We start from the raw sequence: 18,011 nt of genomic DNA, 5'->3' as shown, positions 1-18,011 counted from the left end.
ATTGCTTAAATACAAGTTTTATTAATAATTACAAATTAAATGTGTATTGACAAACAAATTATATTTGTATAAATTCGTGTAATACAAATTAAATTAACATTTGGTGTTGATATGAGTGCAATCGAAAGAGCTGTAGAAATAATCGGCGGTCAAACAGAGACTGCAAAGTCTTTTGGTTTAAAGCAGGGTCATGTTTGGCACTGGGTTAACACCAATAAGCAAGCGCCAGCGAAATACATTCCGCGTATTTCAGAACTAACTAACGGTGAAGTATCGGTAAACGATTTACTAGCCGATCATCAAAAAAGCAAAAAGGAAGATGCAGCATGAGCACTGAACAACAAATCATCTTATTAGATATTCACCCAGACGCAAAAGCTGTGCTGTTTGCACTACTGCAAGAAAACAACCAATTACGCACTGAGCTTGAAGAGCAAAAAGACCGCCTAGTTAGCACCGTTGAGGCATGCGAGGTATTGGGATGTGCGCGTAAAAAGTTTTGGATTTTGTCGAAGTTGCCTGATTTTCCTAAATCAATTCAGTTTGGCAAAACTAATCATTATCGCTTAAACGAGCTAATTAAATTTAGAACGCAGCACCAACAAAGCGTAAACAACTAGGAGAAAACCATGGCAAATGCAGCATTAGAAATTGCAAAGAAGCGCGATATTACAGACATAAACGAACAGCCTGAAAAAACTCAGTTAAAAGTTGTTGATGTAAAACCAACACCCAAAGGGCTTACTGAGATTAAAGGGCTATTTAATAGCGATCGTCATACCGCTGAATATGTGTATACGCACTTGAGTAAACCGCAGCAAGTAATTGTGTGTTATTCGGCAGGGCTATCTAAAAGTGACTTGGAAAGGAGCTATCACCAATTTGACCGTGAAAAGCGCCTTAAAATACATCAAGCTATTTTGCAGCTTCAAGAAATAGTAACCGCCTTTGTTGATGCTAATGCGATGACGCCAAGCCGTTTTTTACAAAAGCGAGATTTTAGCATTGCTAAAAATACTCAAAAAACAGAACAAGCACATTAGGGATTAGCCATGACACCTGATCAACTAATCAATCAAGACAGTGGCAATGTTGAATTTTACACGCCCGCTAAAGTTTTGAAGTATGTGCACCAAATGTTTCCCGTTATTGATTTAGACCCTGCAAGTTGTGTGGTTGCTAACAAGTCAGTAAAAGCAACGTGTTACTTAACCAAAGATGACGATGCATTAACACGCAATTGGATAGCTAATACTGTTTGGTTAAATCACCCATTCAATAAAGGTGAAATAGCATGTAAGCCAAAATGCGTTAAAAAAATATGTAACGACCCGACTTACAGTAAGTATCGGGGCCATTGTATTACCGAAGACATAGCCAGCAACGGCGATTGGATTGATTACTACTTAGACCAATATGCACAAGGTAACTTTAAAGAAGCAATGAACATCACCTTTGTTAATAGCTCAGAAGCATGGTGCCAAAAGTTATTAAACGCAGGCTTAAGCTGTTTTATTGATGGCCGTACACACTTTAATGATGCACAAGGTAATGTAAAAAAAGGCGCACCTAAAGGCTGTTTTATTACTTACCTTGGTGATAGGCCAAACAAGTTCCGCGCAATATTCTCAGCCCTTGGAGTAGTGAAGTAATGAAACTACACCCAAAAGCAACACACTCTCAGTAAATCTACACCAATAATTTAATCCCAAAGGAATACTAAAAATGACCACTATCAAAGACCAAGATCTATTTAAAAAACAGAACTTAGTAAGAAATATCATTGAACACGCTATCGACCAAGCCAACTTTACTATTCGCAATTTAAACAAACGCCCAACAGTTGCAATGCTTATGGAGTGTGAAAACTGCCTAACTGACTTTTTGCCAATAGTGAGAATGATTGTTGATGTACATGATGTATACGCGCCAGTTTACGACCAAATGCAAAGCGCATTAGACGCCGCGCAAATTCATGAAGAACCTGCGTTAATAGAGTTAACCGAATAAATGGCTAACCCTAAACCAATCGACCTACAAGCCCTTAGACTATCTGGTATAGCTAAGGGTTTAATTTCGTCTATAAGCGATATTGACGACCACAACTTTTTAGCGCGTGGCCTGCAAAATGTGCCAGTGCCTTTGCAAAGTCGTATGGCCCGTAAGTACATTGATCGTTATAACCAAAAAAAGGTGGGTAGCCAATACCGTGCAAATACATGGCTGCGCCGCACTATTGCTAGGTTAAAACCGCGCTTTGGTGTGCTGTTTAGTATTACTCAAAATATGCCATTGCCATGGCATATTTTAAGCAGTATTGAAAAAACTAAAAAACACGCAGGCACACTCGCTATGGAGTGCGTGCAAATTACCCTTGATGTAAGCGAAGAACACCAACGTTTAAGCTATGAAAAATTAGTACGTGTGACGTATGAAGCCGTAAGCGATTATGCAAAGTCGTTTGGTGTGAACGTGCCATTTTATAGCATGCGTGAAGATGACTTACCGCAAGAATGCTTTGAAATTGCGTTGCTTAAAATGCAGTGCGATAAGTGGTGGGCGCGTCAACTAAAAACCCTGCGAAAACAGTTTTTAGAATTGCTAGAAATTGCCACGGGCCAAGTAGGGCGAGATTTATACTACGACAAAAAAAGCAAAAAGCCTAAACGTCGTGGTATTAGCCCGTATTCATCAAAACAAGCACAACGCGAATTTAGCTTTGCCCAAGCAAGTGGCCGCCAGTTTTTAGAAATGATGGAACTGCAAAGCAGTGACGGCGATGTAATTGATCTAATTGAAGCCGTAAAAAGCGGCATGGCAAACCCCGCTAACCGCCGTAATGAATTGATGCTACGAATACGTGAAACCGAAGAACTGGCCGATGAAATGGGCTATGTTGCTATGTTTTATACTATTACTTGCCCTGCGCGTTTTCATGCCAATGCAAATACATGGGACGGTTCAACCCCTAAAGATGCCCAAAATTATTTAACTACTACGTGGGCACGTGCACGCTCCAAATTAAACCGCCGCGACCTTAAATACTTTGGTGTACGTGTGGTAGAGCCGCATGCTGACGGTTGCCCGCATTGGCACATGATGTTATTCATGCCAAAAAATAAGCTTCAAGAAATCAACGCTATTTTGCGTTGGTACTTTATTCAAGAAGACAAAAACGAGCTTTACGATCGTTATGGCCCTGAGCTTACTCGAGCAAAAGTATTCAACAAATTTGTAGATATAAACACTCACGGCACACACATAAAAACGGTTGAGGCGTGTGTTAAGTACCGTGCGCACACCGAGAAAACCCACTTATTTAAACTGTACAAAAAAAAGCGCAGTGAGTACGGCTTTGCTAAAAAGAAGGCTAACGAAGTAGCTATGCAGCGCAATAAAGAAGATGCCGAAAAAGCCAAAGCAGAGAACAGAGAGCCTAAAAAATTTAAGGCTAAAAACCACAAAGCGCCTACCAAATTTTACCGCACATTTAGCCCACGCTTTGACGCTGTAAAGCTAGATAAAAGCAAGGGCAGTGCAGCCAGCTATATTGCTAAATACATCAGTAAAAACATTGATGGTTATATGCTTAGCGACCATGTTGACGCTGACACAGGCGAAAACTTGCAAGAGCAAGCCAACCCTGTTTTAGCTTGGGCTAGCACATGGAACATTCGCCAGTTTCAATTTCAGGGGTCGCCAAGCGTTACGGTTTACCGTGAGCTGCGCCGTATGCGTACCGCTGTAAAAGACGAAATTATAGAGCCTATTCGCTACGCCGCAGATACTGCCAACTGGAAAGACTACGTAAAACTACAGGGGGGTATGTGTATTGGCCGCGCCGCTAACTTTAAATCAATGTACGAAGCTACCCCAATGGGCAACGACTACGCCGAAGTAGTGCGCCGTATAAAGGGTGTTGTAACCAATATTGATTACAAAGCCGTGCTTACACGTTTGTTTAACAACGTGCATAACGTAACGGATGCAACCAGCTTAAAAACCCGCCTTATCGAATGGACCAGACAACTCAAAGGTACAGCAGAAAAACTCGCAGCTAAGGCTAGCACCAACGTCGGCGCAGCCGACCTATCTTGGACTAGTGGTAATAACTGTACGCCTATAGCTGCAGGGTCTAGGGCTGAGTTGTTACTAGATATGATGGGTACCTCAAAAAGTGACGTTGATGAAGTAATAAAGGATCTAAATAGCGGAAAAAGGATCAGTCGAAACGGTCAAATTTACCAAATACGAGACGGCCAACTTCAAATTTTAAATATTGATGAGCAAATAAAGCATGATCAGCGCTTAGCTATTGAGTCATTGGCTAAAACATATTCACAAAAAGCAGGTAGCTGGCACATAACTGAAGCCCATTGGCAACAAGCTCGCGAGTATGTAGAGCTTGCTTATAAATACGCCCAGCTTGATGGGCGTAACACACCAAATAACACTCATACACAAAACGGCCTAGTCACTATTGGCGATTGGGACCTAGTTACTTTAGTAAAACAAGGCAGTGCGTCAGCAATCAGCAGTAACGATTGGTGGTCACTGGATTTAATGGCGTAACTGTACCCGTAAGTTACTTAATTGACGGGTACAGTTACGTTTAAGAGTACCCACGAATTAACTAATCCGTAGGTACAGATAAAAATAAAAAATAGAAAACGATTGAAGGAGGTCAAACTAACCTAATTGACAATTCGCCTTATGCGGGGCTGTAGTAAAAAGGCACTGGCAAAATCCAGTGCCGAGATTCGAACCTCGCAACTACTCACAAGGTGCATTGTCACCAGCTTTTTAGCTGGTTTTTTAATGCTCACGCTTTAACGCCCAAATTATGGCAGGCTGGAGTGAGGCCACTTCGGTGGGCCGTCTTCCTTGTGTGCAGTAGTTCGAACCTCGCTTTAGCTTGCCACCCAAAGATTCGAACCTTTGTGTGGTTTAGATATTTAAAATACCAAGAGGTCATTACCATGACAAACCAACTTATTATTTCAAACACCCTAATCCCTGTTGATCATTACAACCGTGTAAACTTAAACGCGTTGCATAAAGCCAGTGGTTTAGATGATCATAAAAAGCCTAGCCAATGGGTAAGAAGATGAGAGTCGAAAGAGCTTATTAATGAGCTAAGGGTAATTTTACCCTTAGACCTAGAACCAATGCATTCTGTTCGTGGTGGAAAGTCTCCAGGCACATTCGCCCACGAACTATTAGCCATTTCTTACGCTGGCTGGATCAGCCCTAAATTTCAATTAGAAGTAAACCGCGTATTTTTACAAAGCAAACACAACGAACCAGAGCTTGCCACTTTGCCAACCCTAAGCGAGTTACCAATATTGGACTTTCCCGAAATGCGGTTAAGTATGTTTATTCCGTTTAGAGATATGTTTGATTGCGGCTGGCGCTTACGTATGAACCAGTTATTTACCATATTGCGCCAGTGCCAACGCAGCAACACACCTATAAGCGTTAAAGAGGTAACAGGCCTAGAGCAAGAATTGCGCTCACTGCTTCACATAGTAGAAACCCAAGGCAACAAACTAAGCAGCATTCAACGCTTTGTTAATCATTAATGGGGGGCAGTAAAAAGGGCGCTTAATGCGCCCTTAGTTTAACGTGCTGAAATACCCTGTATTTCATGCTGCGCCGCTAACTGTAAAAAGTTTGAACGGCTTTTATAGTGTGGATGTGCTTTTACTAAATCATCAATTTGTTTAGTAAGTAGGTTAGGCAAGGTAACGTTAATTTTACCTGCTTTGCCTAAGTAGGGTTCAAGGTCAATATCAATCAACGCCCACACCCAGCCTGAAAATTCAGGGTTATTTACGTGATCGTTAATATTGCTTGATTGTGGCGGTAAAATACCGTCTTCGGCTAATAACTCTAAATGAGTTTCTAGTGCGTCTTTAGCGTTTAATAGTGCTTGCTCGAATGAGTCACCGGCACTATAACAGCCTTGCACATCAGGAAACACCACACCAAATGCTTCAGTTTCTGTGCCTTTTTCAATTGCGATTGGATATAACATCGCTATTCTCCTAATGAGTGTTTACAACAGTGATAGTGTTAAGGAAATAGGGGCTTAAAGCCCCGCATCTTTCAGTATTTTTACTACCAATCCTTTGCCTAAATCTTTCTTAGGGTGGGGAACGGTAATCAGGTTGGTATGGTTTGGATGCCTAAAGTGATGATGACTGCCTTTCACTCGTACTTCTTGCCAACCCGCCTCTTCTAGCTGTTTGATTAAATCCTTGCTATTCACTGTACCTCGCTATACTTATCAACGTAGGGTTATTATAACCCTAGTGACAGTAGTGTCAACTATTTATAACCCCAATAACCCTAAGTTATTTAAAAGTGGTAACATTAAACTTGCACTAATTAGTCAGCTGAATTAACTTAAATAAAGCAGCTATGTTTGTCGGTTATTTTCTAGGAGGTATTATGTTAGGTGAATGGATTTCGTTAATTCTTAGTGGTGCGTTTTCAGGTTTTTTTATAGGGGCTGCAATCTTTGTAGTTATTTATTTTGGCATGCTCTATCTTTTTGATAAAACTGATGACGATGTAGCAATGCTTATTGCGTCAGTAGTAATTGTATTAATCCTCTTTGGCTTTTATGGGTTCAGCATTAAAAACTTTCTTGAAGCTGCACAATCAGAAAATAACAGGCCCATTGAAAATATATTCAGGGCAGTCCCTTTTATAATGGCTCATGCTTTATTTTTAGCTTGTGCTTACAGTGGGGTTCGGTTAAGTAAAATGATGTTGAGAAAGAAATTACTCGGATATTAAATACCTAGCAGACTTAGCTGCTGTTCCTTAGGTAGTTTTTTAATAAGCGCCGCAGCAAGTTCTTGGGTGCTTTTTACAGGCGGATTTAAGAAGTGGTCAAACGATTGAGTAATACGAAACGTGGCCCCGCACTCTTTAGTATTGGTGCACGAGCAATATAAATTAACCACATGGACGCTTTGCTTTTCACGAGACGTAATTATTGCTTTAGCTTCGCAATTTGGACAAGTAACCCGCGCCATAATAACCACCAATCGTTAATAAAAGACACTGTTATTATATACAGTGGTTCTATGCGTGACAAATAAGCATTTAATTTTATTATGCATGGACGAGCTTTTAGCTAGTGGTTGATATAGCAAAATAAGTCAGCTATTTTAACAGTCTAAATAATAGGGATATTTATGAAACTCAATTCAGTATTAATTTTGATATTTTTATTGTTGTTCACATTTTCCAGTGAAGCAAAAAACTGTAGAAAAGGTCAACCTTGTGGCAATTCATGTATTTCTTGGAAAAAAACTTGTCGCATTGGGAACTATAGTTACGATAAAAAAACAGGCTTTAATAGAAAAGAAAAAGTAGCTTACTCACGTTCTGAAATAAACGGATCAGAGAACGCAACGGGAAGGTTTATTGTTACAGCATCTAAACTAAATGTTAGAGATAACCCATACACAATAAAAAATGTTGTTGGTACTTTAGAGAAGGGTGATGAAGTTTATGTGTATTCAATTGTGAATGGCTGGGCTATGATAAAATTCAATTCAGCATTTTATTATGTTAGTAGCAAATATATAACAGATAAAACTAAATTAATTCTGAATTGATAGAACTACTTTTTAATTGTAACTTGAGACACTCACGTACAAACCAAAACTAGGATGCTTTGCTTCCTCATCCACTATCAATTTCATCAGTTACTTACTCTCCTGTTTTAAACATATTGACTCGCCTTTAGTTGGTCGTTAAGGACAACCCCTGGTTACTAGCTAAGTACCTGAAGGGCGAAAAATTCACTCCTCCTCGCCTTCCGCTTTCGTGCAAAAAACGCGTTAAATTGACAACCCTAGTGACACGTCATTAATCGCCAGCCAGCGCAGTGAAGGGATCAGTAAGCAATTTTAAAAAGATCGCATCGTCAAAAAGTGACAACCTTTGACACAAAATGACAATTAAAAGATCAAATAGTTGGTGATTTACCTAATATTGAAATATCATTAATTTATTATCAGTTAAGTGATAAATAAATTAATGAATTATTTATACAAAGGCTCTCAAAGCCAAGAGCGGTTAAATGCACTATTGTCGTTTGGTAAAAGCACCAGTGAAGATATAAAAGCAGCACTCAGTGATTACTTAGTTCGCGGTATTAGCAAGACCAATGCAGCAACGCTTAATGGTGTGAAGGGGCCTAATTTCACAAGAGCACTTAACCGGCTTGAAGTTGTTGCCGGTAAATTTGAAAACGCATTAGAAATTGAATGGTACTCAAAAAGGCAAGATATGAAATTAGAATTAATAAAAGAAAGAGTTGATGCTTTATTGGTTGAGTTAAACTCGTTACTAACCAGCCTTGAATATTCAGATGATGATTTAGAAAAGCATACTAGTAGAATAATTAACAGGCTTGAATTAGAGATTGATCATATCGGTACCAGTAAACGCAGTACTGAAAATGAGCATTGTTATATGGCGGCGGTTTATCAGGAAGCAATAACCCCATTAGCTAATAGGGATGAACATGTGACCGATAGAATAGAAAACAGTATTCAAAGAATTGAATACTGGCAACATCATTTAGCTAATTTATAAAAACAAAGCGCTAGCTCCTAACTAGCGCTTTTTCTACCTTCGCCCTTACTCCCCCAAAATGCTCTAAACAATCGCATTAGCCCAAGCGTTGAAACGGCAATACCTACAATCACAAATTCAAAGTACCAGGGCGCGCCGTTATAGCCCATTGCTTGCCAGCCCTTATGCATGTAGGGTTGCATTGCCGGTATAAAATGACACACAAATAACCCCAAAAAGAATAAAATGATCACTTCATCCATCATGGTTTTATCGCGGTTTTTTAAAACCAGTAAGTCATAATCAGCGTCGTTTTGTTCGGCCTGCATACAGCGTTTTGCTTTGGCTTCAAACTGGGCAATTTTAAAGTTGTTCTCAGCGCGAGCTACATCAGCGGCCATTTCTGCCGCTATGCGTTTACGCTCAACATAGCCGCCGGTTAAATCGGCTATTGGGTCAGTGATAAACGAAACCAGTGTTTTTAGCCACCCCATTATTTAATCCCCCGTATAAATTTAATAAAGCTTTTAGGGTCTTTGCTAAACGATTTAATTAGTTTGTCGAACCCTTCTAAAATGTGTGGTGCTGCATATGCTGTTACGCCAATCACGCCCGTTTTTAGGCTTTCATCAAAGCCGCGCCACTCACAAAACATAGCGGCTAAGTACGCTGCAAAAATAGCAACGAGCACGTTCATACAGTAATGAAAAAACGTAAATTGCTTTTTGCTTAAATACATTTGAATAGCGGCTGCTAAAAAGCTCAACATAAATAAACGCCCCCATTGTTTAATAAACTCTGTTACATCTATCCAGCTCATGCGGCTTCCTTAGGTGTTGGGTTTAAGTCTGAATACTCAGGCTCTTTAAATTCAATATGCTGTGCGGCAGGTAAGTAGTTATTAATGCCTAATACGTCTTGCTGCAGGGGCACAACTTCGTTGTTGTAATAAGCGCGGGTAATTTTGTCTAAGTCGCCAAAGCCTGGGCTATCGCCAGATGATTGGCCGCTCAGTGCTTCTTGCGCACGGTGCATGCTGAGCATGTCGTTAAGCGTAATTTTTTTAATGCGCTCAAATTCGTCTTTTGTTGATATGTCGCCCACCGGTGTAATGTTTATCGCTTTTTCAGCATCGGCTTTATTACTGCGAAAATTAAAAAACAAACTCCTAAAGTTACCCACGCCTTTGCTGTCGCGTATGGCATTTTTAAGGGCTGTTTCATCATCAGCACTTAAATTAGGGTCAGCCATTGAGAATATAAAACCCATGTGCGCGCCGTTCTTGTAATAACGGCGACGAAATAGCGTGGCATCTTCATTAAGCAAAGCTGATTGAATACCGCCGTAATATTGCGGTATGCCATAAATGCCTTGCCCGGGGTCGTATTCTTTTACGTGTATTATTTCGCCCGCATTAAAGTAAACAGGCTCATGACTGCGATTACTTAATTGTGCGTACACACCGCGTTTATCGGTATAGCGCATAGTCAACGCAGGTAAATGGCGCAGCTTAATAACTTGCCCAAATGAATTTTTAATAACCTGCAAATAGGCGTTACCGCTCCACAGCAAATCAAACGCAAACTTACTAAGGGCTTGATGGCTTAAAAGCGGGTTAGGCTTATACCACTTTAAAATCATGTTGCGTTTAAAGTAGAGTATTGGCCCATGCTGGGCATTTACACGCAGCAGTTTAACCAAGCCTTGCAAATTAATGGGCGGGGCGTAAATGCCGTTACTGTCACTAAACACCCCAACGTAATCGGTTAGCCGGTTGTCTAAACAGGGCTCAGGATCGCCAAAGCTAAACGTATCGGTTACTGCTGTGCGTTGGTTGTAGTTTGGCGCATGGCCGTTACTTACTTGTAATCGTGGTTTACTCATTAAGCTGCAATTCCTACAGATGTTTGACGGCTATGGGCGTTACCGTCGAGTGGTTCAAATAACATGGCGTGCATAATTGCCCACGCAATATCGGCATGGCCTGTTGTGGCTGTGCGGTTTGTGGCATAGGTAATTTGGTCGCCCACCACTTTACGGCGAATATTAATGAACGAGCTGGCAATATTTACCGCGTCCTGGTCAAACTCAAAGCGGCGGTTTTGAATAACGTTAATGGCTTTAATTACCATGCGGTTTTTAATAATGGGGTTGTAATGAATCGGCTCAGCATTAGAGTAAAACTTAGTAATAAGCTCCCACACGCCATAACCAATACCGGTGGTATCTACACCAATATGCACAACGTTGTATTTATCGGTGAGGTGCTTTATCTCGTTCGCCATGGCTTCAAAGTCGTTGCCGCTTAAATCAAGTGCTTCTAGCAGTAAAAACTTTTCGCCTGGCTGCATGGGCGCACTTAAAATGGCAACACTTGCTTTATCGCCAAAGCGGGCAGGGTCAAAACCAATTACAACAGGGCGTAGGCCAAACGGTCGCTCGTAGGCTAAATCAAAGTCAGCCCATTTGGTTGAGTCGCCCACGCAGTTCATAAGCTGTTTAAGGTTAAACGCACTGTGCGCATCATCAATAAACTTACACATAAACAAGTTATTAAACTCATCTACGCTGTATTCGTTTTCAAGTACGCCAATATCAATACGGTCAAAGCCACTGGTTACTACATCGTAAACCGTGAGCATTTGTCGCCAAATACCGTCGTCACACAGCTGGCCGTTCTTTAGGTTTTTATGGCTTACATCAATAGCAAATTCAGGATCGTTACACGCTTTTGTTTTGCGGTACCATTTACCGTTCCAATGGTCGTAGGCTTCGTGGCTGGTAACCGATGGCGTACTAAAATACGTTATTCGTAAATGTTTATGCGTTGCCATAGCCTGCGCCAAACCGCGCAGCGACTTATATTTAGGTATCCAAAATACTTCATCAATATATAAATCGCCGGATTCTGATTGTGCAGTACGGGCATTGGTTGACTTAAATATTAGTTTAACGGTTTTACCGCCGGCTAAATTAAGCACCATGGGTGAGCCACTTAATTCAACATTAAAATGCTCACGCACCAACGCCACAATATTGGCTTTAAATACTTCGGCCTGATCACGGCTCGCCGATATAAATATTTTATTGCGCCCATTTACCACAGCATCGTAAAACGCTTCAAAGGCAAAATAAAATGTAGCGCCAATTTGGCGTGGTTTTAATATAAAGCGGGTGCGGTGGTCTTGGTTATCAAACCAATGTTTTTGGTGAGGATAAAGTAATGTGTCTTTAAGCTCGTTGAGCATTTCAAGGGTAATACCAGAGCAATCGTTTTTCTTTTTCTTCTTTGATTTTTTGTCATTGCCGTTATGACTGTTGCCGCTGTTATTGTTTGTGTTGCCGTCATTACTTGCGCGCTGTTTAGGGGCAGGGGCTAATTTACTTTTATTAAGTGCACACAACTGGCGCGTGCAAAAGTCGAGCTCTTTATAGTCAGCATCGGTTTTATCGTCTTTATCGGCCAGTACATTAATACGTTTGCTAAAGGCCATTTCGGCGTTATAGCTTGGGCACATATCCTCCCACTTGCCAGCCTCAGCCCAGCGGCGAACACTACGTGCACTGGGCATCTCGTCAAGCTCGGCTATTTCGTCAACCGTGTAACCCTCAACAACATACAAATCTTGTGCTTTTTTGCGTATCTCTGGTCCGTAGTTCGCCATCTATTGCGCCGCTTTTATTAATCCATAGCGGCAGTGTATTCGTTATAAAACGCTTAATCTGTCAGTCAAAAACCTGTCCATTCCTAAAAGTTAAATATAGGAATTTCAAAAAGTTAAACCGTTGGAAAGGAATAAAAAGAGGGTGCAAACTGCAATCACTTTAAAGCAATACGCTTAATTTGCACATATTTAAAAAGGGTTGTTTATGCCAGGTCAACTACGTACTAAACCGTTATCGATTGCCGCTGTAGGTATGACCGTTGACGGCCGCGAAATATCAGAGCAAGACGTAGCCGACATAGTAGAAACATACAACCCGCGTAAATACGGTGCACGTATTAATGTTGATCACGAGTTTAATTGGTCAGGTTGGGCCGCTAAAAATCTGCATAACGTAGATATTCCCGGCATGTTGGGCGATGTAGAAAGCGTTGCAGCCTATGAAAACGAAGAGGGCGTTGTGTGCTTATACGCAGTGCTTGCGCCCAATCAAGGGTTTGTAGAGCTGAACAAAGCAGATCAAGCTGTTTATTTTAGTATCGAAATTAGCCGCGATTTTATGGGCACAGGCAAAACCTACCTAACCGGTTTAGCAGTGACGGACTACCCAGCCAGTTGCTATACCGACCGTATCCATTTCAGTAGTAAGAGTAAGCCAGATGACACGGACGTCTCTTTATTAAAAGTTGATTTAGGATCATGTGAGCCTATCGACGCCGCACCTAAAAAACCATTTTTTAAACGACTATTCGCAAGGGAAGAACCCGACATGAACGAAACACAATTAGCCACTGCATTAAAAGATGCGCTGGGCACACCGCTTAGTGAGTTTGCTAAAAAACTAGATGGGCTTGCCACAAAGCTTGATTCGTTTTCAACCACAAAAGTGGAAGGTGAAGAAACGCCGCCAGCTGATGATGAAAACACTGAATTAGCTCAAGTAAAAGAAGAGCTATTAAAAACAAAAACAGCATTGGACGAACTAAACGACAAGTTTACCAAAGCGTTGAAAACACCTGCGGGTGATACCACTGACGCCGACGAAGAACCCGAAGGCGATGAGGGTAAATACAGTAATTTGTACTAATTACACTCACCCTAACTTAACTTAGCTAAACGCAGGAAAGAATATGAAAACCAGAACTAGAGAATTATTTGTCGCCATTATGGCAGGCATGGCCGTTAATTACGGTGTTACGTCAATGAATGAACAGTTCAACGTTGAGCCTACAACTGAGCAGCATTTATATGATGCTGTTTATGAATCGGCTGAATTTTTACAGATGATCAACACCGTACCGGTAGACGACTTAGTTGGTCAATCGGTGATCATGAGTGTAGACGGTGGCGTTACAGGTCGTGCAGGCGTTGAAACCGACGACACCAAAGAGCGACAAACTCGCGACGTATCGAAGCTCGCTAAACGTGAATACCGTTGTTACCCCGTTGAATGCGACATTCATATCACATGGATAAAAATGGATCAGTGGTCTAAGTTCCCTGATTTTCATAATCGTTATCGCAATCACGTACGCCAGGCTATTGCGCTCGACATTATTAAAATTGGTTGGAATGGTACGCGCGTAGCTGATACCACAGATATTACAGCCTATCCAATGATGAACGATGTAAACATTGGCTGGCTACAACTAATTCGCCGCGATGCACCCGAGCGCGCAATTAGTGAAGGCGCAACCGCTGGCGAAATTCGTATTGGTGCTGGCGGCGATTACGAAAACTTAGACCAAGCGGTGCACGATGCATTGCAAGGTATTCCAGAGCACAAACGTGCAAACATGGTGGCTATTATTGGCGACGAGCTTTTAGCGCAAGACAAAAACAAGCTGTACGCCAAGCAAGCACATACCCCAAGTGAAAAAACCAAGATTGAGCTGCAACAGGTGATTGATACCTATGGCGGTTTAATGACATATAAAATTCCGTTTTTCCCCGCTCGTGGCATTTTAGTCACCAGCTTTGACAACTTAAGTCACTACGTACAAACAGGATCAACGCGTACCAGTGTAGAAAACAACGCTAAGAAAAAACGCGTTGAAGACTACCTATCACGAAACGATTGCTACTACGTAGAAGACCTTGAAAAAGTCATGTATTTCGAATCAACCAGTATCAAGTTACCAAATTCAGACGGTAGCGCCTGGGTTTAAATATTCGGTAAATTCCCATTGGGCCGGCTTGTTTAATCCAATTTTCGAGCCGGTCTTTTTAACCACATTAAAGAGTGTTTTTAAATGAGCTTAGTCAAAAAATCATTAGCCAAAGCAGCAGGCAGCGTACCAGCAAGTACTGACAAAAAAGCGCCAACGGTCGCGGCAACAGCCACGAGTACCCATGCGCCAACCACTATCACTAAGCAAACCGAGTACCAGCTTTATGCAGCAGCCATCGAATCTGACTTAGCTCAATTAAAAACATTTACTGATATAGCAGATAAAGCAACTTACAAGTCTGAAGCGTTAGAACGCCAAGACTATTTAGGGTATATCAATCAATATCGACTAAGCGGCCAGTGCCACCCGAACACGGTTTTAGCATGGGTGTTTATTTGGTTGGTTGACTTAAAACGCTGGGATGCAGCGCTAGAACTCCTGCCGTTTATGGTTGAGCAAAAACAACCACTGCCAACGGTATTTAATACCAAACATTGGCCTGCATTCGTTATCGACCAACTCTACGATGACGCTAATTACTATCTAACAGAATCAAAGCAGCAAGGCTTATTTGATATTAGCTATGTACTGCGTGGCTTAATCAATACCGTAAAAAACCAAGACTGGAACGGCCTTGAAGTGGTGGGCGGTAAATTGTACGCCATTGCTGCCAAGGTTGATGCAGCCCAGCACAACTACGGCAATGCTCTGTTATTTGCAGAGCACGCCCAAGCCATTAACGACAAAGCAGGAGTTAAAGGTTTAGTCGATAAGTTAACAAAGCAATTAAAAGCAAAGGTTAACGAGTAACAGCTCCAACGCCAGCGGGCAACTTAGCACAGTGCGAGTATTAATTATGTCGCCAGTGTGACTAAGTGGCGCCCGCACCCAATTTAATGTGTGTGTTTTTACAGGTGCAATATGAATTTAAGCGGTATGCCACAAGCAGATTTACAAAGCATTAATGTTGATGTGCCAGGCAATGGCTATTACCCGACATTAAGCACGGCTTATTTTATAGAGCACTACGCCGTTGCCCAAGAATACGCCAGCAAAAGTGAGCTGCTTGTTGAAAAGCTAAAGCGCGCACAGACCGAGGTAAACCAAGAACTAGTAAGCGCTGTGCTTACTAACGGCACACCATTAAACGCACAACAAATAATTTTTTATAACGATGCAGTGTATAGCAAAGCCAAAGCTAATTTATTGGTATCCAAGCTTGGCAGTACACACCGTGAAAACGCAACAGCACAGTCGCAATCAGCCATTGATAACTTTGAACACTGGCAACGCGAAAGCATAAACGCCATGCGCTTACTGCAAGCACTAAGCCCTAACTTATCGGTAGAGCTGTTATGAGCCAAAGCAAAATCGAGCAGCTTAAACAGCATTTAGCCAGCGTTGAATACCAAGGCCATAAGCTGGCGCTTAATACCCAGTTTGATAGCTGGATAGAAGGCGGGCGCATAGAGCCAAGTAGTAAAACAATGAATGGTAACGGGTTATTGGCAGCGCGGTTTTATTACTCAGGTGTGATCAGCATTAATCCATGCTTTGCGCCGGCTGCGTTAATTTGTGCCTTTGCATCGTTTTGGTTGCAAAACAATGGCGGGCGTTATGACAGCACCGACATTGAATTTAGCGCCGATGTAAACGACGACAACAGCAATGAAGTAGAGCTGACTATTAACCAGCTGTGTGAAGACATAGAACTAATACAAACAGACAGCGGCCCCTTTGAATTAAACGGTAACCGTTACGACTTTGGCGAGCAAAGCCTATGGGTTGCTGAATCATTTTTACTGCAAGGCACTGTAAGCCGTGCTTAACGTTAAATTTGACGAAGGGCGCAGCAAAGACCAATTAGCGTTTTTACAACTTAAGCCTAATAAACGGCGCAATATATTACGTCGTGTTATTCGAACAACGAATAAAAGTAGTAAAGAGCGGATCACCAAGCAAACGGATTTAGCAGGCAAAACATGGCAAGGCAGAGCAAGTGGTAAAAAAAAGAAAATGCTCACTAAGCTTAAAAAGTTTATGAAGGTTCGCCACAGTGCAAACGACGCCAGTGTTTATTTTTCAGGGGGCAACAGCGGAAAAATAGCCCGCGCCCACCAAGAGGGAATAAGCCTAGATGCAGGCAAGCCAAAAGGTAAAGCGGCTCAAAATAAAGAAGGGCCAGCCACGCGAAATTTAGCCAGGGCATTAATAGCCGAGGGTTACAAAATACCGCGTCGTAAAGGCAAGGGCAGTAAACGCCCAAGCATTAAATGGATAACAGAGAATTTAAGCATTAACCAAGCAGGGTTTTTACTTCGCGATTTAAAGGGCAGCTCAAGTAAGAGTACATGGCAAATTGACTTGCCGCCCCGCTCATTTTTAGGGCAAACGCAGGGCGAAGAAAAGCAGCAAATGAATTTTATTTTAAACCAGGCTATGCACGTTGCGTAGCGCAAAGCAAAAGGAACGATCATGGCACAAGGTAAAGTAACCGTTGCCGCCATACAAACAGGCAGTGGCGCTACGAAACAGATTGAACGCAGTGTGTTGTTTATCGGTCAAGCGAGTGAGAACAACGGCAAAATTTTATCTATTAATGCACAAAGTGATTTTGATGTTGAGTTTGGCGCCGCCGACTCCCCACTAAAAACACAAGTAAAAGCATGGCAACGCAACGGTGATGACTTAGTGAGTGGTTATGCCATCCCGCATGGCGCAGGCGATAACGTAATGGCCCTTATTGATAAAGCAATGGATCAGGATGTTAGCCCTGAAATTATTATTATTTGTACGCCAGTTACAGGCAAAGCCGACATTGAAAGCTACCAAGCCAAAGCGCTTGAAATTTTATCGAGCCTTGCTCGTCGTGTTCGCTTTTTACTTGCAGCACCTGGCTTAACGGCTGAGCAAAGTTGGCCTGATTTAGTGACTTCATTACAACCGTTAACCGATGGCGTAGTAGGCGATCGTGTGGCTGTTATTCCGCTTTTATTCGGTGACGAACTAGGCGCAGTAACAGGGCGTTTATGTAAAAGCGCAGTCACTATTGCTGATAGCCCAATGCGTGTGCTTACGGGTGCAATGTCATTGATGCCACACCCAGAAGATGCCGCCGGCAACCCCTTAACCAACTCAACCACGGCGGCACTTGATGCGCTGCGTTTTAGTTGTACACAGTTTTATGCTGATTTTGATGGTACGTATTTTGGCGATGTAAACATGCTCGACGCTGAAGGCGGTGATTTTCAAAAAATTGAAATTGGCCGCATTGTTGATATGGCTGCACGTGCTGTACGCATTATTGGAATTCAAAACGTTAAAAATCGTCGCTTAAACAACAGCAGCACCGGGATTGAATTTGGTAAACGCATTATGGGTAAACCGCTGCGCGACATGGCACGCTCTATCAATATTGGTGCCGATAAGTTCCCTGGTTTAATTCGCGCACCAAAAGACGACAGTATCAACCTAACGTTTATGAATGCGACCACCTTACAAGTCGTACTTAAAGTTAAACCAATCGATTCACCCAACACCATCATTGTTGGGATCATGTTAGATAACGCAGAGTAGG

The 18,011-nt window shown here is 42.0% G+C and carries 25 protein-coding genes; 18 read left to right on the top strand and 7 right to left on the bottom strand.

Translation table 11 applies throughout. The features are described 5' to 3' along the window. Positions 1 to 111: 111 nt before the first annotated feature. The 8 genes from RF53_RS12360 to RF53_RS19130 all read left to right on the top strand — a co-directional run bounded on the left by RF53_RS12360 (position 112) and on the right by RF53_RS19130 (position 5,582). On the top strand, positions 112 to 330 hold the full coding sequence (locus tag RF53_RS12360) for a YdaS family helix-turn-helix protein (RefSeq protein ID WP_039037853.1): 219 nt from the start codon (positions 112 to 114) through the stop codon (positions 328 to 330). Further along, a complete protein-coding gene (locus tag RF53_RS12355; RefSeq protein ID WP_039037852.1) occupies positions 327 to 620 on the top strand; it encodes a helix-turn-helix transcriptional regulator in 294 nt (97 codons plus the stop codon). Before RF53_RS12360 ends, RF53_RS12355 begins: the two co-directional genes overlap by 4 nt. A gap of 9 nt (positions 621 to 629) precedes the next feature. Beyond that, entirely contained in the window at positions 630 to 1,043 is a 414-nt protein-coding gene (locus tag RF53_RS12350) for a hypothetical protein (protein WP_039037851.1), read from the top strand. 9 nt (positions 1,044 to 1,052) lie between these two features. Continuing rightward, on the top strand, positions 1,053 to 1,652 hold the full coding sequence (locus RF53_RS12345; protein ID WP_039037850.1) for a DNA N-6-adenine-methyltransferase: 600 nt from the start codon (positions 1,053 to 1,055) through the stop codon (positions 1,650 to 1,652). Positions 1,653 to 1,725: 73 nt separating this feature from the next. After that, positions 1,726 to 2,010, top strand: coding sequence for a hypothetical protein (locus RF53_RS12340; RefSeq protein ID WP_039037849.1), 285 nt, complete (start codon positions 1,726 to 1,728; stop codon positions 2,008 to 2,010). Beyond that, a complete protein-coding gene (locus RF53_RS12335) occupies positions 2,011 to 4,572 on the top strand; it encodes a replication endonuclease (RefSeq protein ID WP_039037848.1) in 2,562 nt (853 codons plus the stop codon). It abuts the gene before it with no gap. 407 nt (positions 4,573 to 4,979) lie between these two features. Further along, positions 4,980 to 5,111, top strand: a complete 132-nt coding sequence (locus RF53_RS19670) for a hypothetical protein (RefSeq protein WP_268747295.1) — start codon at positions 4,980 to 4,982, stop codon at positions 5,109 to 5,111. 15 nt (positions 5,112 to 5,126) lie between these two features. Continuing rightward, positions 5,127 to 5,582: a KilA-N domain-containing protein gene (locus RF53_RS19130; RefSeq protein ID WP_327077544.1), complete on the top strand. Its 456-nt coding sequence runs from the start codon at positions 5,127 to 5,129 to the stop codon at positions 5,580 to 5,582. A 38-nt stretch (positions 5,583 to 5,620) separates the two neighbouring features. On the opposite strand, the gene RF53_RS12325 is transcribed toward RF53_RS19130, so the two are convergent. Continuing rightward, positions 5,621 to 6,037: a type II toxin-antitoxin system HicB family antitoxin gene (locus RF53_RS12325; RefSeq protein ID WP_039037847.1), complete on the bottom strand. Its 417-nt coding sequence runs from the start codon at positions 6,035 to 6,037 to the stop codon at positions 5,621 to 5,623. A 54-nt stretch (positions 6,038 to 6,091) separates the two neighbouring features. Further along, complete coding sequence (locus tag RF53_RS12320; protein ID WP_039037846.1) at positions 6,092 to 6,271, bottom strand: type II toxin-antitoxin system HicA family toxin; 180 nt, start codon at positions 6,269 to 6,271, stop codon at positions 6,092 to 6,094. Positions 6,272 to 6,453: 182 nt separating this feature from the next. Between RF53_RS12320 and RF53_RS12315 the strand changes: the two genes are divergently transcribed. Then, entirely contained in the window at positions 6,454 to 6,804 is a 351-nt protein-coding gene (locus RF53_RS12315; protein ID WP_039037845.1) for a hypothetical protein, read from the top strand. Here RF53_RS12315 and RF53_RS12310 read toward each other — a convergent pair. After that, positions 6,801 to 7,046 (bottom strand): ogr/Delta-like zinc finger family protein, encoded by a 246-nt coding sequence (locus RF53_RS12310; RefSeq protein ID WP_039037844.1) that lies wholly within the window; start codon positions 7,044 to 7,046, stop codon positions 6,801 to 6,803. The two genes, RF53_RS12315 and RF53_RS12310, sit on opposite strands and share 4 nt — an antisense overlap. Positions 7,047 to 7,208: 162 nt before the next feature. Here RF53_RS12310 and RF53_RS12305 point away from each other — a divergent pair, with 162 nt between their 5' ends. Then, the gene (locus tag RF53_RS12305) at positions 7,209 to 7,634 is read left to right on the top strand and encodes an SH3 domain-containing protein (RefSeq protein WP_052242896.1); all 426 of its coding nucleotides are present in this window, start codon (positions 7,209 to 7,211) and stop codon (positions 7,632 to 7,634) included. A gap of 424 nt (positions 7,635 to 8,058) precedes the next feature. Continuing rightward, positions 8,059 to 8,619 (top strand): hypothetical protein, encoded by a 561-nt coding sequence (locus tag RF53_RS19620; RefSeq protein ID WP_235420627.1) that lies wholly within the window; start codon positions 8,059 to 8,061, stop codon positions 8,617 to 8,619. A gap of 17 nt (positions 8,620 to 8,636) precedes the next feature. Here the strand turns inward: RF53_RS19620 and RF53_RS12295 are convergent, their stop codons facing one another. Genes RF53_RS12295 through RF53_RS12280 form a run of 4 tightly spaced genes read right to left on the bottom strand, consistent with a single transcriptional unit; the run spans position 8,637 to position 12,263 of the window. Then, positions 8,637 to 9,092 (bottom strand): hypothetical protein, encoded by a 456-nt coding sequence (locus RF53_RS12295; RefSeq protein WP_039037843.1) that lies wholly within the window; start codon positions 9,090 to 9,092, stop codon positions 8,637 to 8,639. Then, positions 9,092 to 9,418, bottom strand: coding sequence for a phage holin family protein (locus RF53_RS12290; protein WP_008135639.1), 327 nt, complete (start codon positions 9,416 to 9,418; stop codon positions 9,092 to 9,094). The genes RF53_RS12295 and RF53_RS12290 overlap by 1 nt, the downstream gene beginning before the upstream one ends. Next, positions 9,415 to 10,482, bottom strand: a complete 1,068-nt coding sequence (locus tag RF53_RS12285; RefSeq protein WP_039037842.1) for a phage portal protein — start codon at positions 10,480 to 10,482, stop codon at positions 9,415 to 9,417. The genes RF53_RS12290 and RF53_RS12285 overlap by 4 nt, the downstream gene beginning before the upstream one ends. After that, positions 10,482 to 12,263 carry a terminase large subunit domain-containing protein gene (locus tag RF53_RS12280; protein WP_039037841.1) on the bottom strand — a complete coding sequence of 594 codons (1,782 nt, stop codon included), beginning with the start codon at positions 12,261 to 12,263 and terminating at the stop codon, positions 10,482 to 10,484. Before RF53_RS12280 ends, RF53_RS12285 begins: the two co-directional genes overlap by 1 nt. 205 nt (positions 12,264 to 12,468) lie before the next feature. On the opposite strand from RF53_RS12280, the gene RF53_RS12275 reads away from it, so the two are divergent. From RF53_RS12275 to RF53_RS12245, 7 genes are all read left to right on the top strand, one after another. Next, complete coding sequence (locus tag RF53_RS12275; protein WP_039037840.1) at positions 12,469 to 13,350, top strand: GPO family capsid scaffolding protein; 882 nt, start codon at positions 12,469 to 12,471, stop codon at positions 13,348 to 13,350. Positions 13,351 to 13,393: 43 nt separating this feature from the next. Further along, positions 13,394 to 14,431 (top strand): phage major capsid protein, P2 family, encoded by a 1,038-nt coding sequence (locus RF53_RS12270; RefSeq protein ID WP_039037839.1) that lies wholly within the window; start codon positions 13,394 to 13,396, stop codon positions 14,429 to 14,431. A gap of 84 nt (positions 14,432 to 14,515) precedes the next feature. Next, a complete protein-coding gene (gene gpM, locus RF53_RS12265; RefSeq protein ID WP_039037838.1) occupies positions 14,516 to 15,244 on the top strand; it encodes a phage terminase small subunit in 729 nt (242 codons plus the stop codon). A gap of 111 nt (positions 15,245 to 15,355) precedes the next feature. Continuing rightward, positions 15,356 to 15,793 (top strand): head completion/stabilization protein, encoded by a 438-nt coding sequence (locus RF53_RS12260; RefSeq protein WP_007378146.1) that lies wholly within the window; start codon positions 15,356 to 15,358, stop codon positions 15,791 to 15,793. After that, entirely contained in the window at positions 15,790 to 16,263 is a 474-nt protein-coding gene (locus RF53_RS12255; protein ID WP_039037837.1) for a phage tail protein, read from the top strand. Before RF53_RS12260 ends, RF53_RS12255 begins: the two co-directional genes overlap by 4 nt. Next, positions 16,256 to 16,888, top strand: coding sequence for a phage virion morphogenesis protein (locus RF53_RS12250; protein ID WP_039037836.1), 633 nt, complete (start codon positions 16,256 to 16,258; stop codon positions 16,886 to 16,888). The genes RF53_RS12255 and RF53_RS12250 overlap by 8 nt, the downstream gene beginning before the upstream one ends. Positions 16,889 to 16,909: 21 nt before the next feature. Continuing rightward, complete coding sequence (locus tag RF53_RS12245; RefSeq protein WP_039037835.1) at positions 16,910 to 18,010, top strand: DUF2586 domain-containing protein; 1,101 nt, start codon at positions 16,910 to 16,912, stop codon at positions 18,008 to 18,010. Position 18,011 lies beyond the last annotated feature (1 nt).

Origin of the sequence: Pseudoalteromonas sp. ECSMB14103 (genome assembly GCF_000813065.1) — a bacterium.
Taxonomy (GTDB): domain Bacteria; phylum Pseudomonadota; class Gammaproteobacteria; order Enterobacterales; family Alteromonadaceae; genus Pseudoalteromonas; species Pseudoalteromonas marina.
Note: the sequence above shows the minus strand (reverse complement) of the source record. Positions and strands in the feature narration are given on the sequence as shown.

Excerpts from the sequence above, each read along its gene's own strand:
- RF53_RS12360 (WP_039037853.1), top strand. The coding sequence starts at position 112 with ATGAGTGCAATCGAAAGAGCTGTAGAAATAATCGGCGGTCAAACAGAG.
- RF53_RS12355 (WP_039037852.1), top strand. The coding sequence starts at position 327 with ATGAGCACTGAACAACAAATCATCTTATTAGATATTCACCCAGACGCA.
- RF53_RS12350 (WP_039037851.1), top strand. The coding sequence starts at position 630 with ATGGCAAATGCAGCATTAGAAATTGCAAAGAAGCGCGATATTACAGAC.
- RF53_RS12345 (WP_039037850.1), top strand. The coding sequence starts at position 1,053 with ATGACACCTGATCAACTAATCAATCAAGACAGTGGCAATGTTGAATTT.
- RF53_RS12340 (WP_039037849.1), top strand. The coding sequence starts at position 1,726 with ATGACCACTATCAAAGACCAAGATCTATTTAAAAAACAGAACTTAGTA.
- RF53_RS12335 (WP_039037848.1), top strand. The coding sequence starts at position 2,011 with ATGGCTAACCCTAAACCAATCGACCTACAAGCCCTTAGACTATCTGGT.
- RF53_RS19670 (WP_268747295.1), top strand. The coding sequence starts at position 4,980 with ATGACAAACCAACTTATTATTTCAAACACCCTAATCCCTGTTGATCAT.
- RF53_RS12325 (WP_039037847.1), bottom strand. The coding sequence starts at position 6,037 with ATGTTATATCCAATCGCAATTGAAAAAGGCACAGAAACTGAAGCATTT.
- RF53_RS12315 (WP_039037845.1), top strand. The coding sequence starts at position 6,454 with ATGTTAGGTGAATGGATTTCGTTAATTCTTAGTGGTGCGTTTTCAGGT.
- RF53_RS12310 (WP_039037844.1), bottom strand. The coding sequence starts at position 7,046 with ATGGCGCGGGTTACTTGTCCAAATTGCGAAGCTAAAGCAATAATTACG.
- RF53_RS12305 (WP_052242896.1), top strand. The coding sequence starts at position 7,209 with ATGAAACTCAATTCAGTATTAATTTTGATATTTTTATTGTTGTTCACA.
- RF53_RS19620 (WP_235420627.1), top strand. The coding sequence starts at position 8,059 with ATGAATTATTTATACAAAGGCTCTCAAAGCCAAGAGCGGTTAAATGCA.
- RF53_RS12295 (WP_039037843.1), bottom strand. The coding sequence starts at position 9,092 with ATGGGGTGGCTAAAAACACTGGTTTCGTTTATCACTGACCCAATAGCC.
- RF53_RS12290 (WP_008135639.1), bottom strand. The coding sequence starts at position 9,418 with ATGAGCTGGATAGATGTAACAGAGTTTATTAAACAATGGGGGCGTTTA.
- RF53_RS12285 (WP_039037842.1), bottom strand. The coding sequence starts at position 10,482 with ATGAGTAAACCACGATTACAAGTAAGTAACGGCCATGCGCCAAACTAC.
- RF53_RS12280 (WP_039037841.1), bottom strand. The coding sequence starts at position 12,263 with ATGGCGAACTACGGACCAGAGATACGCAAAAAAGCACAAGATTTGTAT.
- RF53_RS12275 (WP_039037840.1), top strand. The coding sequence starts at position 12,469 with ATGCCAGGTCAACTACGTACTAAACCGTTATCGATTGCCGCTGTAGGT.
- RF53_RS12270 (WP_039037839.1), top strand. The coding sequence starts at position 13,394 with ATGAAAACCAGAACTAGAGAATTATTTGTCGCCATTATGGCAGGCATG.
- gpM (WP_039037838.1), top strand. The coding sequence starts at position 14,516 with ATGAGCTTAGTCAAAAAATCATTAGCCAAAGCAGCAGGCAGCGTACCA.
- RF53_RS12260 (WP_007378146.1), top strand. The coding sequence starts at position 15,356 with ATGAATTTAAGCGGTATGCCACAAGCAGATTTACAAAGCATTAATGTT.
- RF53_RS12255 (WP_039037837.1), top strand. The coding sequence starts at position 15,790 with ATGAGCCAAAGCAAAATCGAGCAGCTTAAACAGCATTTAGCCAGCGTT.
- RF53_RS12245 (WP_039037835.1), top strand. The coding sequence starts at position 16,910 with ATGGCACAAGGTAAAGTAACCGTTGCCGCCATACAAACAGGCAGTGGC.